The following is a 17033-nucleotide window of genomic DNA, read 5'->3' as shown; positions in this document are numbered from 1 at the left end:
GGTATCCTTCTCCATTTTTCTTATTTATCTCAGTTAAAAAAGAATGTGCCTTGGCACATTCTCGTGCCGGGCGCGGTCGCTTGCGACATGTTTCTTCTTCGCGCGAGTGCGCATCCCGCGGAGCGTTTTTTGTTTCATAGGACGCAATTCCCTATGAAACGAGAAGACTCCCACCTCTTTAGGTGGTGAGTCCTGATTCCTATTTTTTCGTTCCCCCGCTTCTGCAAGGCAGCATCTGCTTGTGCAGCGCTGTTTTCTTTTTCTTATATACATTTAGACTCATTTTAGATGTCTGTTATCTTATTATTATTCCGTCGGCGTCGTCTTTCTCACATTCGTCTCCAGGAAACGGTTATATCCGAGCCAGCCCGGATTCTCCCCGCCGCTCTTTAAGACTTCCAGCATCGTCTCCATCTTCGCATCGGTATTGTCCGCGAAATTCAATGCCAGCGCCTCCAGAAGCGCCGGTTTCTTCGGGGAACCGTACTCTAATTCGCCGTGGTGCGCAAGGATGCAGTGCTTTAACTCCGCCGCTGTCTTTGCCGGGAATCCCGGAATCTCCTTAATACGGTCTGCAACCATCATCGTGCCGATCACGATATGACCTAAGAGCTGACCGTCGTCCGTATAATCATTTTCCGGAAATGAGGATAATTCCTGCACTTTTCCGATGTCGTGGAACAGCGCCGCCGTCAGAAGCAGATCGCGGTTCAGCGCCGGATATGACTTCGTGTAGAAATCACAGAGTTTCATAACACTTAACGTATGTTCCAAAAGTCCGCCCACAAAACCATGATGCACACTCTTCGCCGCCGAATGGAAGCAAAATTTCTTCACAAATGCCTTATCTTCCAGGAAATAGCTGGATGCCAGCTTTTTCAGGTACGGATTCTGGAAAGACTGCACCAGAGCCGTCAGCTCCTGATACATTATCTTGATATCCTTTGAGCTGACCGGAAGGTAATCGCTTTCCTGATACTCGCCCTCGTCCGCCTTGCGTATGCGCTTGATATTTAACTGGTTGGAACCCTGGAAAACCGTCACATCGCCGTCCACATAGACGTACTGCAGCGGCTCAAAATCATTGATGCCCGGGGAACTTAAATCCCAGATTTTGCAGTCTACCGTGCCTGTTTTATCCTGAAGCAGCACGGAAGCGTACTCTTTTCCGTTTTTCGTCACCGCGTGCTGTTTCGTCTTACATAAATATACGTCCGAGACTCTCATTCCTTCCCGGAACTGTTCAATATATCTCATTCTGCCTATATCCTCCTGAATTTCTATCTGGCGCGCAGAGATACCAAAAATGGAATTTCCGTGTATCCGTCGCGCCCTTTCCGCATCACATTTACCGATACAGACACGCCGCTCGCGGAATTTTCAATCTGCGCCTGGAGATCTTTGAAACTTCCGATCTCCTTTGTGCCAAATTTCACAATAATATCGCCGGGCTGGATGCCAGCGTCATATGCCGGGCTGCCGGAGACTGCCTCCGTCACGTAAACGCCCGCCGGAATGCCGCTCCCCTGCATCGCACGGCTCACATCCTGTCCCAGGATGCCCAGATATGCCGCCGAAGCGCCATTCGTCAGCCGCTCCAGAATCGGCTTGTAGCTGGAAATGGTGTACGCCGCCGTCCGATCCGTACAGCTCTCGCTGCGGCAGGACTCCGATGTCCAGCCGACCATCTCTCCGGCTGTATTGATCAAAAAGGTACCCGTCTGCGAATTGCTGCTGATATCCGCATACAGGATCCGCGTCAGTCCATCTGTAATCTGCACATTGCGCGCCACGTAGGATACCGTTCCGAACGAAAGCGAATGCACCTGTCCGGACGGACCGCCGATACCTACGAGGACATCGCCTGCCTTGACCGTATATGAATTGGCAAGTGAAAGCACCTGCACCTTTTTCCGCTCTTCTTCCGGCAGATTGCCGGACGGCACCGCCACAACTGCCATTCCGAGCACTTCGTCAATCTGGCGCACTGTACCAGCGATCTTCGTTCCATCCGAAAATCTCACATTGATCGAATCTGCCGCCCGCACCGCATCGGCGTAAGTAAAGATCAGAAATTCTCCATCACTCTCCGCGATGACTGCACCTGCATAATCACCCGTATTTTCCACCGGATTTCCAAATATATCCGTATCCTGTTTGCCGGAGCTGACCGTCACGATCGACTTATCACCCTGTTCCCCGATTCCACGCAATACCGACGTCATCGAATTGAAATTGTCTGCGGAAAACTGATAGCTGGAAAGCGCCTCGCTGACCGCCTCATCAATCTCCTGCTCCATTTGTTCCGGCTGCGCTGTCATATCCGCATCTGCACCGTCCGACGGCGAAACAGAGTCCGGATCGTCCTTGGAAAACTCGACTGAGGATGTCTCCTGCATCCCATTTTCCTGAAAACACCGATCCGCAAACGGCTTTATCGCCGCAAACGAAACCGCCGCGACTCCTCCAAATGCGGCTGACGCGCATACAAAGAGAGCCACCCGCTTCGCAATCTGTTTTCTGGTCAGCGGCGGCTTCACTATCGTTTCTCTCATGAATTCCCGTTTTTCCTTTTTTTCAAGTTCTTCTGAATCCGGCATTTCACTTTCCCCTTTGCATAACATATCCTAATTATACTTTCCTTCTTAAGGTTATGCAAGAAAAAAGTGCGAATGCTTGGCTAGACGGCGGGGAATGTGATATAATGTGAACACTTGACGAGGTCTTTTCGAGTCTAGTGAGAACTTATACCTGACCACTTAATGAGGTCTTTCACGAATTTAGTGGTCACGGTATCATGTGAACACCATTTAAATTAAGAGGATTACCACAACATGAATGAAAAAGCATTAAAAACTCTCGAATATACAAAGATCATCGACCAGCTCACGGAGTACGCCTCCACGGAGATGGGAAAACAGATGTGCCGGGAACTGCAGCCGTCCTGTGATCTGTGGACGATCCGGCAAAGCCAGACGGAGACGACCGATGCCCTGACGCGCGTCCGCATGAAGGGAAGTCTCTCCTTCGGCGGCGTGAAGGATGTGCGTGGTTCCATGAAACGTCTGGAAATCGGAAGTTCCCTGGGGATCCCGGAGCTTCTCTCTGTCAGCTCCCTGCTGACAGTCGCTGCCCGCGCGCAGAGCTACGGACGCCATGAGAAATCCGAAGAATTTCCAGATGATTCCCTTGATGAGCGCTTCCGCGCCCTGGATCCGCTGACGCCGGTCAACAATGAGATCAAGCGCTGCCTGCCATCCGAGGATGAGGTCAGCGATGACGCAAGTCCGGGACTTGCCAAAGTGCGCCGCTCCATGAAGATCGTGGGCGGACGCGTCCATACCCAGTTAAATTCTATTTTAAATTCCAGCCGGACCTATTTACAGGATGCCGTCATCACAATGCGCGACGGGCGCTATTGCCTGCCGGTCAAGGCTGAGTATAAATCCCAGGTTCCAGGCATGGTGCACGACCAGTCCTCGACCGGTTCGACTGTATTTATCGAGCCGCTCGCGATCGTCAAGCTGAACAACGAACTGCGCGAGCTGGAAATCCAGGAAAAACGGGAAATTGAGTTCGTTCTGGCAGCTCTTTCCAGCCAGCTTATGCCTTACACCGACGCGATCCTCTCGGATCTTTCGATTCTGGCAGAGCTCGATTTCATTTTCGCAAAGTCAGCTCTTTCCCGCCACTATAACTGCGTGGAACCGAAATTTAACAACAAACGGTATATCAATATCAAGGACGGACGCCATCCGCTCTTAAATCCGAAACAGGTCGTTCCGATCAACATCTGGGTTGGCGATTCGTTTGACCTTCTGATTGTGACGGGTCCAAACACGGGTGGTAAAACCGTTTCTTTAAAAACCGTCGGACTCTTTACCCTGATGGGGCAGTCAGGACTCCATATCCCGGCATTTGAAGGATCCGAGCTGGCTGTTTTTGACAATGTATTTGCCGACATTGGCGATGAGCAGAGCATCGAGCAGAATCTGAGTACATTCTCCGCCCATATGACGAATATCGTTTCGATTTTAAATGAGGCGGACGCCAATTCGCTCTGTCTCTTCGATGAGCTCTGTTCCGGTACCGACCCGACCGAGGGCGCGGCGCTGGCGATTGCGGTTTTAAATTTCCTGCACAACATGACCTGCCGGACGATCGCAACCACGCATTACAGCGAATTAAAAGTCTTTGCGCTGACCGCGCCAGGCGTTGAAAATGCCTGCTGCGAGTTCAACGTCGAGACTCTCCGCCCGACCTACCGCCTGCTCATCGGTATTCCAGGAAAAAGTAATGCATTTGCCATTTCCCGCAAGCTGGGGCTGCCGGATTATATCATCGACGAGGCGAAAAACCAGATGGAGCAGAAGGACGAATCCTTCGAGGATCTGCTTGCCAATCTGGAAAACAGCCGCGTGACCATTGAAAAAGAGCGCGAAGAGATCGCCTCCTATAAACAGGAGATTGAAACGCTGAAGAACCGCCTCCAGCAGAAGGAAGAACGTTTCTCCGAGCAGAAGGAAAAAATGCTTTCCAAAGCCCGCGAGGAAGCTCAGAAGATCCTTCAGGATGCAAAGGACACCGCCGATCAGACGATCCGCAACATCAACAAGCTTGCCAAGTCTTCCGGCGTCAATAAAGAACTGGAAGCTGAGCGGACCAAGCTGCGCGGCAAGATCCAGGATGTGGACAAGAAACTGGCTGTTAAGAAAACCGCCGCACCGAAAAAAGCCGTTTCCGCGAAAAAGCTGCGCCTCGGCGATACCGTGCGCGTTCTCTCGATGAATTTAAAGGGAACCGTCAGCTCCCTGCCGAACGCCAAGGGCGATCTGTATGTACAGATGGGAATTCTGCGCTCCCTCGTCAATATCCGCGATCTGGAAATGGTCGAGGAAGCATCCATCACCGGACCGGGACTTTCCGGCACACATACGGGTGGTTCCCGCGGATCCGGAAGCGGAAGCAGCAAGATCAAGATGTCCAAGTCCTTCAGCGTATCGCCGGAGGTCAACCTGATTGGCATGACCGTCGACGAGGCGATCCCGGTACTCGATAAATATCTGGATGATGCCTATCTGGCGCATCTTCCGCAGGTCCGAGTCGTACATGGTCGGGGAACCGGCGCTTTGAAAGCGGGCGTACACCGCCATTTAAAAAAATTAAGCTATGTCAAGGAATTCCGGCTTGGCGAATTTGGCGAAGGCGATACAGGCGTTACAATCGTGACATTTAAATAAGAAATATCCATAACTGTGAAGGTACTGAACAGTTACAAATATCCAAAAAACAGGAGGAATCAACATGGCTGAAAAGCAGCGCATTCTCATCGTAGATGACGACTACAACATTGCTGAACTAATCTCACTTTACCTGACGAAAGAATGTTTTGAAACGAAAATTGTCGGAGACGGGGAAGAAGCTCTCCGGGTATTTCCCGAATTTCAGCCCAACCTGATTCTCCTTGATCTGATGCTTCCGGGCATCGACGGCTATCAGGTCTGCCGAGAACTGCGAAGTACCTCCCAGGTGCCAATCATCATGCTCTCCGCCAAGGGCGAAATCTTTGATAAGGTGCTTGGGCTGGAGCTGGGCGCCGATGACTACATGATCAAACCATTCGATTCGAAAGAGCTGGTTGCCAGAGTCAAAGCCGTTCTGCGGCGCTACCAGCTACCGGTGCAGATGCCTGCATCGTCCGTGACCGAACAGCATGGCAATTTTGTCGAATATCCGGATCTCATCGTCAACCTGACGAACTACTCCGTCATTTACAACGGACACTCGATCGAGCTGCCGCCGAAGGAACTGGAACTGCTCTATTTCCTCGCGTCCTCACCAAACCAGGTATTCACAAGGGAGCAGCTTCTCGACCATATCTGGGGATATGAATACATCGGCGACACGCGGACGGTAGATGTCCATATCAAGCGCCTCCGTGAAAAAATCAAGGGTAACGATAAGTGGGCGCTGACGACCGTCTGGGGGATTGGATATAAATTTGAGGTAAAACGATAACTGTTAGTAAAGGAACTGAACTGTTGCGCGAAGAGGTAACCGGAGGTTTACCATGAAATCAAACCACTACACACACTCTCTTTATTATAAACTGCTGATCGGCTATCTCATCTTCGGTCTGCTTGGATTCATCACGATCGCGACCATCTCATCTGAGATGACCTACCACCATCTGGTGGAACGCGAATCGGAGGTTCTGTATGACGAGGCGACCATGATTGCCGATCGGTGCAGCAAAGCCTACGAGGGAAAAACCATCAATCTCGACTCGGCATATCCACAGATCGAGGCGGTTTCCGCCTATCTGCAGTCGGATATCTGGATCCTGAACCATGAGGGCACCATCGTTGCGGACAGCAGCGACAGTCGTACCGGCATCGCAATCGACGATTTCGACCCGACCGCACAGGGCAACCGGCTCTATTCCATCGGACAGTATTACAACCTGTTTGACAGCAAGGTACTCTCCGTTTCCGCCCCGATCACAGGCAATATGAAGACCTACGGCTACATCGTGATTCATATGCCAATCCAGAACATTGAGGCGGAACAGAACGGATTTCTGAATATTATTTACATAACATCGATCATCCTGTTCTTCCTATCCCTGGTGGTGCTTCTTGTTTTTACAAAAGTGGTCTATTTCCCACTCAAAAAGATTACGGTCGCAGCCAATGAATATGCAGCCGGAAACCTGGCACACAATATCCCGATTACCACCCACGACGAGATCGGCTATCTCGCCAGCACATTAAACTATATGTCCAGCGAGTTAAATGAAATGGAACAGTACCAGCACAATTTCATCGCGAATGTATCGCACGATTTCCGCTCGCCTCTGACTTCCATCAAAGGCTATCTCGAGGCAATTCTCGATGGCACAATCCCGCAGGAACTCTATCACAAATACCTGCACATCGTCATTTCCGAGACCGAGCGCCTTAACAAGCTGACACAGGGCATGCTGACGCTCAACTCTCTGGACAGCAAGGGCTATTTAACCCGAACCAATTTCGATATCAACCGAACGATCAAGGATACCGCCGCAACCTTCGAGGGCACGTGCAGCGCAAAAGGCATCACGTTTGACCTGACCTTTGCGGATAGCATCCAGATGGTCTACGCCGATCTCGGAAAAATCCAGCAGGTTCTCTACAACCTGATCGACAACGCGATCAAATTCAGCCACGAGGATTCGATCATTTACATCCAGACCTCCATCCGGTATGAAAAAATCTTCATTTCCGTCAAAGACACCGGCATCGGCATCCCGAAGGACAGCCAGAAGAAAATCTTTGAACGTTTCTACAAGACCGACTTATCGCGCGGAAAAGATAAAAAGGGCACCGGGCTGGGGCTTGCGATTGTCAAAGAGATTATTCAGGCACATGGGGAAAATATCGACGTTGTCAGCACCGAGGGCGTGGGGACGGAATTTATTTTTAGTCTGCCGAAGGCGACTGCGCTATAGCAAATTGAAACTGTCCAATTCCTTCGCAATTACAGCAAATCTTCCATCTGGCATCCCAGTGACCGTGCAAGCGCACGCACGGTTTCTGCGGATGCTTTTTGAATCTTCTTTTTTCCCTGTTCATACTGCTGAATACTCCGCAGCGTAACCCCCGATTGCTCTGAAAGATCCTTTTGGGTATATCCCGCCATCTTCCGGATCCGCCGCAACGCGTTTTTCCCCTGCTCTTTTCTTCGAATGATTCTGTCTGCCGCCTCAACAAATTTATCCTCCGGAGCTTCATGAAGTGCCGGATACATTTCCACAACCTCCCGGACCGGAAGCCCTGCTTCAATTTCCTTAAATTTCTTCTCACTGTACCACTGATAATACGCCAGTATCCAGCCACTCCAATACTCTCTGGAACAGGTAAATTCTACCTGCGGTTCCGGCAGTTCGTCCTTTTTTCCCGCTTTTCGAAGCACTTCCTCCGCAAGCTCCGTTCCAGAAAAGCCGCTCACTACTCTTGGTACACCTTCCCCAAATTTTTCTGCATACCCGGTTGTAAGAAACAATTTCCAAAAATCTTCCAGATCCATCCCACAGGCATTGACCGCATAATCTGTCATTTCCCCCAGATTTCTCATCGCATCATCCAGATATTCAATCCCATAAGCGCTCATCCTCAGCCGACACCTCCCCTCGAATCAAATCCCGCATATAAATACCGTCGATATCATCCTCTTCCACCTTTTTCCGGTATGCATTTCTAGCTTGCTCATCTCTGGCTCTTCGTTTTACATAATATTCCACTGAATCTACTCCTTCATAAGAAAGAAAGTGTATCGCCTGAAATGCCTTCTGACTCTTTAATACATACTGCTCTCCCAATTTTCCCAGCCGCATCGCATACGAAAGCTGCTCTAACGATATTTCATTATTTACAAACGCCCTTGCAAATGAAAAATACGAATCATCCGCCCGGTACCCAATCACCACATCATATCCGTCCACATCCGGGAGGAAATGTTCCAGCAGCCACTCTCTTCCCCGTTTCATGACCGCCGAAGAAAGGCGGATTTTCCGGTATTTCATCAAAATCGCCAGCCAATGAAGAACGCTGTAGTGCTTCTCCATCAAATTTAAAATCAAAAGACCGGTTTCATCCATTTCATACTGATTCACATAGCCGTCCTCCCGCTCGGCGCACGACCACTCCTTCGCCAGCTCCAGACTCTCCGTACAATAAAAGCCCTGTCCGTAGTCATTATAGACCTTTCCCTGACCATACATAGGAGTAGAAATAATTTCCAAGGAACCGTGATATAAAATTTTTCTCATTCTGAGGCAACCTCCTTATCTATTATGGGAGCAAGTAGAAACATGTGGTATATAAAAAATAGATTCGTTTTAATAAAAATAACTCTATAGAGATATTTTTATTAATATTATATCTCTATAGAGTTATTTAATCAATTTTTATTTCAGATCTTAAAAAGATATGCCACCTTACAGTACGCACCTTACACAAACTGTAACTGTCCTTTCACGATGTTTCGAATTACACCTACCGCGCCTCTTCCCCCGGAAAATGCGCGTCGGACCGCTTCAGAATCTCCCGAGCAGTCTTTGTCTTACCCAGACCGCCAAAGGTACAACGCAGTTCCAGCGGCAGCGACAGACCGATCTCATAGATTGCGCCTATTGTCTCATCCAGCGGGATCACCTTGTCATAACCTGCCAGTATCATATTGGCGCTGGCGAGCGCATTGCTTCCTCCCATGATATTTTTGCCGAGACATGGCCATTCAACACGGTTTCCAACCGGATCGCAGGCAAGCCCTGTGATATTCTGAAGCCCTACAGACGCCGCATCCAGCTCCATATTCAAAAGCCCGCTGGCAAATCCCATATCCGTTCCGTGTCCCGTGTGCGATGCCGCCAGCGCACCATTGACATCAAAATCAACAATCGCTTTTTTCACCGGTGCATCCAGAGATTGCCGGATCATGGAGGCGATCCGCGCCGCCCCCGCCACATGGGAACTGGAAGGTCCGCGCATCACCGGACCGAGTACATCATTGAAGATACTGCAGGGTAGTTTTTCCATGGTTTGTCCTCCTTTTTGTATCAATCATTCCATGTTTTTTATTCATCATTTTTGATTCGTGTTTTTGTAAAGGAAAAGGGAACGTCCAACTTCAACGTCCCCTCTCGTTTCTATCGTCCCATTAAAATAAATGGAATTCTGGATACTACCGGAACATTCGTAATAATCGCTAATGCTGCCAGCATCGCTACCAGGAATGGGATTGCATTTCGAACCGTATCTCCAAATTTACATCTTGCAATATTGGTTGCCGTGTATAAGCAGACACCTACCGGCGGAGTTGCCAGACCGATGGTCAGGTTCAGGCAGACAATCATACCAGTCTGAATTGGGTCAACGCCCAGGCTTGCCATCGCCGGTGCCAGAATCGGCGCTACCAGCATGATTGCCGGAGCACTATCCATAAACATACCAACAACCAGAAGAACCAGATTGACCAGTAACAGTTTCACTGCTAAAGAAGTATGAAGACCAACCAGCATATTCGTTACAGAAACTGCCCATCTCTCATTGGAGATAACCCATCCAAACAGATAGCAGCCGCCGACAATCAGCATAACCGTACCACTGTCGATCGCGCTGTCGATAATCGATTTCCAGAGCTCTTTCCAACCAACGGTCCGGTATACAAATACCGACAAAATCAGGGAATAAAGAACCGCTGCCGCCGCTGCCTCGGTCGGAGTAAAGAAACCACCCATGATACCGCCAACAACGATGATCGGAAGTCCGATACATGGAAGTGCCTGTCTGGTTGCTTCCCATTTTTCCTTCCAGCTTGTCTTAGGACCTGCTGAAAAATCACGTTTCACTGCAAATACATAAACAACCAGCATCATGATAATACCCATCAGGATACCCGGTACTACTCCGGCGATAAACATATCGCCAACGGATACCTTCGCTGCCGCACCGTAAATAACGAATGCCAGACTCGGTGGGATAATCGGGCAGCAGCAGGATGCACACGCGGTCAGACCTGCTGTAAACGCCGGATCATACTTTTCATCCTTCATTGCCGGAATCATCAGGCATCCAACTGCCGCCGTACCAGCTACCGCCGAGCCTGAAACTGTACCAAACATCATACATACCAGGATGTCTACCATCGCCAGACCACCCTTGATATGTCCAACGAATGCCTGTGCGAAACGAACCAGACGCATGGTAATACCGCCGTGATTCATAATATTTCCTGCCAGAGCGAAGAATGGAAGACAAAGCATGGTAAAACTATTAATACCATAGATAATTCGCTGCGGAACCAACGCCAGATTGGCATCACCGGTACTTAAAAGCGCATAGGAGACCGTCGCTACGATCAATACAAAAGCAATCGGAACGCCTAATGCAAGAAACAAGAAAAAGCTTCCAAATAAAATTATACTGCTGAACATATTGACCTCCTACTCTTCATCCCCCGGAAGAGGAATCTTTTTCGCTTCCCCGTAACATATATTTTCAAGAAGCTGCACAAATGTATAATAAATCATAATGAGACCGCTGACCGGAAGGGCTGCATAAAAGAGCGCCAGCGAAACCTTGATCGTCGTTCCCAGATGTGGAATCTGTGCAACTGTATAGTTCCAACCTGAAATTGTAAATAAAACAAGTGCAAATAATAAAATCACATCCGCCAGAACCAGCATAAACTGACGTGTTTTTCCATGGCACAAGTTAATTACCATGTCAACACCGATATGAAGCAGATGACGGCTTGCTACGGCACTGCCAAGCATCGTGGTCCAAACGAAGATATAACAGGAGAACTCCGTTGCCCATGGCATCGTAGCTCCAAACCATCGCAAAATAAACTGACCGATTACCGCGATACATAAAGCAATTGACGTAACCCCTAATGCAACTCTGGCAACCGTATTGATCACGTCGCCAATCTTGTGAAGTTTTTCAATCAATCCTGCCATTTTTCTCCCCTCTTTGTAAATGTACTCCCGAAAACAGGCTCCGGGAGTACATGATAGTTCAAAAATTATTGTACTTTATTTCGCTGCGCGAACCATCTCAACCAGACCTTCCCAGGTCGGATGTGCCGCGTACATTTTATCATATACCGGAGCAACTTTTTCTTTCCATGCATCAATATCAGTCGGACGTGTTACGGTATAACCTTTTTCTTCATACTCAGCAATCTTTGCCTCGTCATTTTCCAGGAACCAAGCTCTCTGCTCTTCGCCTGCTTTTATAGCTGACTCTTTCACGAGTTTCTGGTCTTCTTCGCTTAAACCCTCATACCATTTTGAAGAAGCAACAATGATACCGCTGGAATAGTAATGATGAATATCGCAGATATTATTAACAACCTCAATATAACCATCTGCTACTGCATATAATGCACTATTGTCTGTTCCATCTACAACGCCATTCTGAAGTCCTGTGAACTGCTCGCCAGATGCCAATGCAACCGGTGTAGCACCAAGTGCTTCGTAGGTTGCCACGCAAACTTCATTCTGCATGGTTCTCATACGAACGCCCTTCATATCATCTACGGTATTAATTGTCTTATCTTTAGTCAGGATATTTCTCCAGCCATCCTCATGGAAACCAAGTCCTGTAATTCCATCAACCGCGCTTAACTGTTCCAGAAGGGAATTGCCAAATTCTCCCTCCAGCGCTTTATTGACATTATCCTCATCCTCAAACAGGAATGGAAGCTCAAAAATGCCTAAATCTGGTACAAATCCGCCCAGGGCACCAGTTCCTACCCAGCCGATTTCCAGGTTATTATTCTGAACCATCTCAACACACTCAACCTCGTCGGTTGTCATATCGCCTGCATAAACCTCTACTTTAATCCGTCCGTTGCTGCCCTCCTCGACCAGCTTTTTAAAAGCATTCGCACCGTAATCATACGGAGAACCGGTTCCACATACATGTGCTACACGGATCGTCATCTCCGCTCCGGAAGTATCTACGCTGGAACCACTATCTGCTGCTTCGGTTCCGGCTGCAGATGCGGATGAAGAAGAATTTCCGCCTGAACACCCCGCCATTGCCATCGCTCCGATTACCAATGCCATCGTACCGCAAAGCCATCTCTTTTTCATAAAGTATCCTCCTTTATACTGTTTTTATGTGAACTCCCGAGGTACTTCTTTCCCTCAGAAGTACCTCCCTGTACCTTTAAACTCTTATTTTGTTTCTATCAATTTAGCCTAATAAGAAACCTTCCGGGAATGGATCGTCCGGATCGAATAACCATGTACTCTCTCCCATCACAAACGCCCGTCCGCTGATCTCCGGTACTACTGCCGGAATTCCTGCCACCTCTGTCTCTTCAACGATATGGCAGTGGAATAAACTTCCAATCAGGCTCTCATGCACAAACGGCTGTCCGACTGCCAGCTTTCCTTCCGCATGAAGAAGTGCCATCTTCGCTGATGTACCGGTTCCGCAAGGGCTTCGGTCAATCGCTGCCGGGGGAATGACAACTGCATTTTTTACATCCGAAACCCCTTCTGTACCCGGTTCGAAAAATTCCACATGCGTTACCTGGTTCATGATTTCCAGATACGGATGCTTGACTGTTACCTGCTCATTGATAAACTTTTTAAGATAATTTCCTTTTTCGACAATCTCTTTTGCATTTTCTTTATCCAGCTTTAAGCCCATTGCCGATGCCGGTACTAACGCAAATACATTTCCGCCGTATGCGATGTCTAACGGAATCTCACCATATCCAGGAACCTGTACCTTTACATCCCGATTCATCACAAATGCCGGGGCATTTTTAAAGGATACCCGCACCGCCTTGCCATCTTTCACCTCAATTTTCACTTTTACCAGTCCAGATGGTGTATCTAAGGTCGCATATGTATACGGTTCCTCCGCTTTTAAGAGTCCGCTTTCAATCAGTGCCGTTGAAACTCCGATCGTATCATGTCCGCACATCGGCATCCAGTTTCCAACCTCGTAATATAAAACACCAAAATCTGCCTCCGGATTGCACGGCTTGGTAACAATCGTTCCGGACATTACGTCATTTCCACGCGGTTCAAAACAAATTGCTTTTCTCATCCAGTCCTGTTCCTGCATCATATAGAGCATCTTTTCTTCCATCGTGTTCCCCGGAATTTCCGGAAATCCCGATAAAATGGTTCGGGTTGGCTCTCCCTCTGTATGTGTCTCGATACAGGTTACTGCCTTTCTCCCCTTAATCTCCTGCAAACAAAATTCATTCTTTTTTTCCATAGGCTCCTCCGTATTAAAAATTTTGTCCGTTCTCTTTCAGTTTTCTGAAATCTCGTTGTTAAAATCATATCATGATGAAAACTTTCAAAAAACATCATTTTTAATACAAAGTTTTTTGTGTTTTGGTTATTATGATGCATGACGTCAGTTAACGGTAGATACTTTCGGTTCTATCATAGTATACTTTTGGATACTTTTTCTATTTTCAAAGTTTTTCCACTTGCAATAATCATAACAACATTTTATTATGCTTTATATATTATCAGTCTATTAAAAATAGTTTAAAACAATAGTTGGACTATAGTCTAGTATTGATTCCATTTTGTTTTCACTAATTGAATACTCACGGGAAAGGAGGCATCTTCATGAGTGCTGAAAATCTTTTTACAACATCACGAATTGAAAACGTCAATCAGATCATTGCTGAACTTTACGACGATTCAATTCTTCTTGAAAAACGGATGGAGAGTTTTTTCCTGAACCTGAACAATATTGTTTTCTTTGAAAAAGCAAATTTTTTGTTTTACCAAAAGCAGGGACAGAATTACAAAACCCATTCCATCTACACCATCAACTGGAATGATGAACAGAAACGGCGGTATCAGGAAGAATACTGCCATATGGATGATGTTCTGTCGATTCTGGACTCCGACAGCAATGTAACTTTCCTGACTAACCAGCTGTTCAATCAGGAGGTTCGAAAAAATTCTCTTTATTTTCAGGAATTTCTACTTCCCATGGGGCTGCATGATTCCATTGAAACGAATTTTTCGATTCGGAACCGGGATCTGCGGGGTGTGTTTTCCATCCACCGATCCAACGATAAAAAAAATTTCCTGCCAGATGAATTAAGCCTTGTCCGGTTATTCCAGCCGCATTTCTGCAACGTATTTAAAAATTACGGGCGGGAGCTCAACATCGGACGGGCATTTCATGTACTGGAAAATTACAACTGCATCGGAATCGGCTGTTTTGACGATAAACTGAATTTTATCGGGTGCAACACAACCTACCATACATACATGGAGAATCATGGATTTGCAGATTTATCCAACAACCCCATTTCCAATTGTTTTCGCTCTCTTTGCCGTCAGCTGCTCCGTTCTGGAAGCATTACCGGACAAAATATCGAATACAAGATGGAAAACAGCCCTTTGTTTCTGGAGGTAAGCCGCTCCCATCTTAAGGAGGGACCAGACAACGACTGCTTTGTATGTCTGTTCTTCGATTTATCCTATGTGATGGATCGTACTCTTTCCCAGATCAGCCGGGATTTTTCCCTGACGAACCGAGAAGTAAATGTTTTAAGCCTTTTACTGCGCGGCTATTCCAACGATCAGATATCTTCCACCCTCTTCGTCAGCATCCCTACTGTCAAAAAGCATCTGGCTTCCATTTATTCCAAAATGGAAATCAAAAGCCAGAAGCAAATTCTGGAACGCCTTCATTTCTACGACAAATATTTTTCGCATTAATCTTGTTTAACCACGAAAAAAGGGAGTCCGCTCATCCTGCAGACTCCCTTTTTCGTGCCCCTTTTTACTCTAGCTTTCCTCCTTGCTCTTCCTGGGTTTCTCTTTTTTCGTTCTTGATCTCCCAATGAATCAAAAATGTAAGCATTGCCCGAAGGACAATGATGGCTCCCAAAATTCCAAGTTCCGACCATTCCCGTACCACAACCGTCCTGAGTACCTCGCCGCCCATCTTAAATTCCAACGCCAGCGCAATTCCCTGTGCCAGATTCAGGCGGATCAGCTGACGCTTGTTTCGTATCCACTGAACAAAGCAGGATACCGCTGTCGAAACCAGCACAATGATTCCAAACAATTCTAGCACGACCGTGCATATCTGTACCAAATTCTCTAACAACCAGTCTAATACTTTAATTACTTCTCCCATTACCCCTTCCTTTCCAGGTATTCTTCCCTTCTCGCTTGTGCTAATTTTATCCATTTCCTGTAGCTCAGTAAATGCGTAAACCTACTGAACCGCTACAATTTTCTTTACTATACACGCCCCATTTCAAATATGCAACTTGATTTTTATTCTGTTTTCATCTTGACAATGAAACGTGAAACTGCTACAATCCAGCTATGCAAACCACATTTGATTTGTGATAAATCTATTTTTAGTATATATGTTTTATTTCATTCATAAATATTCAGGAGGTTTTGATATGTTATTTCTCAGCGAACAAGAAATGTGGCAGTCCGTCACCTTAGAGGATGTCATGGACGCGATCGAAGATGCGTATGCGATTCACAAAAGCGGCAATTATAAGATGCCGGATCGTTTTATCGCACAGCGTGATAAAAATATGATGCTCTATATGCCGTGTTTTCTGGATTCCGTCATCGGTACAAAGATGTTATCCGAATTTCCGGACAATTCCTCTCTGGGAATTCCGTATCTGAACGGACTTATGATTTTAAATAACGCAAAGACCGGTCTGCCGAAGGCGATTATGAACGGAAGTGTCCTGACCGCAATGCGGACCGGTGCGGTCGGCGGTGTCGCACTGCGCTATCTGGCTCCAGAGGATGCTGCCTCAGTTGGTTTGGTTGGCTGCGGTATGCAGGGACTACACCAGCTTCTCTATGCCTGCGAGGTGCGCCCGATCACAGATATTTATCTGTATGACGCATACGCTAAGGATCTTTCCGGCTTTATCGAGCGCTTATCGGCGCGTCTGGCATCGTTTGGAAAAAACGACATCCAGATTCATACCTGCGCGGATACCCGTGAACTGGCTGAGCACAGCCGCGTCCTGATCTCCGCCACCCAGGCGGTCGATCCGGTCTACCCGGATGATGAAGAGCTGCTTCGCGGCAAATGCTTTGTTGCCATCGGCTCCTGGCGTCCGGAACGGCGCGAACTGCCGGATGCGGTGTGGAAACTCGTCAAGAACGCGTACACCGAGCTTCCGTATGCCTGCGAGGAGAGCGGCGATCTGAAAATTCCGCTGGAAAAGGGCGTTCTGACACAGAAGCGCGTCCACTTTATCGAGGATCTGATCGAAGATACCAAGCAGGGACATCCGCATGAGCAGAACGAGACCCGCTGCTTTAAATCAGTCGGCATGGGACTCTTTGATGTGCGGACGGCACAGCTTATCTATGAAAAAGCATTGGAAAAAGGAATTGGACAAAAACTTAATTTCTAGGAAAAATGGTTGGAATAGAAAAGGCTGTATCACCTACCGCGCGCTTCCATGCGGCAGGCAATACAGCCTTTTTCTTATTGTTA

The 17033-nt window shown here is 47.6% G+C and carries 15 protein-coding genes; 5 read left to right on the top strand and 10 right to left on the bottom strand.

Annotation, left to right across the window (positions count from 1 at the left end):
- Nucleotides 1-306 precede the first annotated feature (306 nt).
- Both DWX68_RS11785 and DWX68_RS11780 read right to left on the bottom strand, forming a co-directional pair.
- Entirely contained in the window at nucleotides 307-1257 is a 951-nt protein-coding gene (locus tag DWX68_RS11785) for an HD domain-containing protein (RefSeq protein ID WP_118570131.1), read from the bottom strand.
- Between the two features lie 23 nt (nucleotides 1258-1280).
- Entirely contained in the window at nucleotides 1281-2555 is a 1275-nt protein-coding gene (locus DWX68_RS11780; protein WP_243027735.1) for a S1C family serine protease, read from the bottom strand.
- A gap of 279 nt (nucleotides 2556-2834) precedes the next feature.
- Between DWX68_RS11780 and DWX68_RS11775 the strand changes: the two genes are divergently transcribed.
- The 3 genes from DWX68_RS11775 (at nucleotide 2835) to DWX68_RS11765 (ending at nucleotide 7489) form a co-directional block, all read left to right on the top strand.
- Nucleotides 2835-5240 (top strand): endonuclease MutS2, encoded by a 2406-nt coding sequence (locus tag DWX68_RS11775; RefSeq protein WP_118629600.1) that lies wholly within the window; start codon nucleotides 2835-2837, stop codon nucleotides 5238-5240.
- 64 nt (nucleotides 5241-5304) lie between these two features.
- Nucleotides 5305-6018, top strand: coding sequence for a response regulator transcription factor (locus tag DWX68_RS11770; protein ID WP_107001860.1), 714 nt, complete (start codon nucleotides 5305-5307; stop codon nucleotides 6016-6018).
- A gap of 52 nt (nucleotides 6019-6070) precedes the next feature.
- On the top strand, nucleotides 6071-7489 hold the full coding sequence (locus DWX68_RS11765) for a HAMP domain-containing sensor histidine kinase (RefSeq protein ID WP_118522499.1): 1419 nt from the start codon (nucleotides 6071-6073) through the stop codon (nucleotides 7487-7489).
- A gap of 29 nt (nucleotides 7490-7518) precedes the next feature.
- Here the strand turns inward: DWX68_RS11765 and DWX68_RS11760 are convergent, their stop codons facing one another.
- From DWX68_RS11760 to DWX68_RS11730, 7 genes are all read right to left on the bottom strand, one after another.
- The gene (locus tag DWX68_RS11760; RefSeq protein ID WP_022358806.1) at nucleotides 7519-8151 is read right to left on the bottom strand and encodes a helix-turn-helix domain-containing protein; all 633 of its coding nucleotides are present in this window, start codon (nucleotides 8149-8151) and stop codon (nucleotides 7519-7521) included.
- Entirely contained in the window at nucleotides 8132-8809 is a 678-nt protein-coding gene (locus tag DWX68_RS11755; RefSeq protein ID WP_107001858.1) for a DUF3990 domain-containing protein, read from the bottom strand. Before DWX68_RS11755 ends, DWX68_RS11760 begins: the two co-directional genes overlap by 20 nt.
- Before the next feature lie 226 nt (nucleotides 8810-9035).
- Nucleotides 9036-9578 (bottom strand): L-serine ammonia-lyase, iron-sulfur-dependent, subunit alpha, encoded by a 543-nt coding sequence (locus DWX68_RS11750; RefSeq protein ID WP_118469280.1) that lies wholly within the window; start codon nucleotides 9576-9578, stop codon nucleotides 9036-9038.
- Nucleotides 9579-9688: 110 nt separating this feature from the next.
- A complete protein-coding gene (locus DWX68_RS11745; RefSeq protein WP_118629598.1) occupies nucleotides 9689-10975 on the bottom strand; it encodes a TRAP transporter large permease in 1287 nt (428 codons plus the stop codon).
- Between the two features lie 9 nt (nucleotides 10976-10984).
- Entirely contained in the window at nucleotides 10985-11503 is a 519-nt protein-coding gene (locus tag DWX68_RS11740; RefSeq protein ID WP_118469284.1) for a TRAP transporter small permease, read from the bottom strand.
- Between the two features lie 75 nt (nucleotides 11504-11578).
- Complete coding sequence (locus DWX68_RS11735) at nucleotides 11579-12643, bottom strand: TRAP transporter substrate-binding protein (protein ID WP_022358811.1); 1065 nt, start codon at nucleotides 12641-12643, stop codon at nucleotides 11579-11581.
- Between the two features lie 103 nt (nucleotides 12644-12746).
- On the bottom strand, nucleotides 12747-13787 hold the full coding sequence (locus tag DWX68_RS11730) for a proline racemase family protein (RefSeq protein ID WP_207663959.1): 1041 nt from the start codon (nucleotides 13785-13787) through the stop codon (nucleotides 12747-12749).
- 365 nt (nucleotides 13788-14152) lie between these two features.
- Between DWX68_RS11730 and DWX68_RS11725 the strand changes: the two genes are divergently transcribed.
- Nucleotides 14153-15262: a helix-turn-helix transcriptional regulator gene (locus DWX68_RS11725; protein ID WP_118629596.1), complete on the top strand. Its 1110-nt coding sequence runs from the start codon at nucleotides 14153-14155 to the stop codon at nucleotides 15260-15262.
- Between the two features lie 64 nt (nucleotides 15263-15326).
- Here the strand turns inward: DWX68_RS11725 and DWX68_RS11720 are convergent, their stop codons facing one another.
- Nucleotides 15327-15686, bottom strand: a complete 360-nt coding sequence (locus DWX68_RS11720) for a DUF1622 domain-containing protein (protein ID WP_118472544.1) — start codon at nucleotides 15684-15686, stop codon at nucleotides 15327-15329.
- Nucleotides 15687-15963: 277 nt separating this feature from the next.
- Between DWX68_RS11720 and DWX68_RS11715 the strand changes: the two genes are divergently transcribed.
- Complete coding sequence (locus tag DWX68_RS11715) at nucleotides 15964-16950, top strand: ornithine cyclodeaminase family protein (protein ID WP_182431310.1); 987 nt, start codon at nucleotides 15964-15966, stop codon at nucleotides 16948-16950.
- Nucleotides 16951-17033: the final 83 nt, after the last annotated feature.

It is taken from the genome of Clostridium sp. AF20-7, assembly GCF_003479275.1.
GTDB lineage: Bacteria > Bacillota > Clostridia > Lachnospirales > Lachnospiraceae > Otoolea > Otoolea fessa.
The sequence above is the reverse complement of the archived record's forward strand: the minus strand, read 5'-3'. Positions and strand labels throughout refer to the sequence as shown.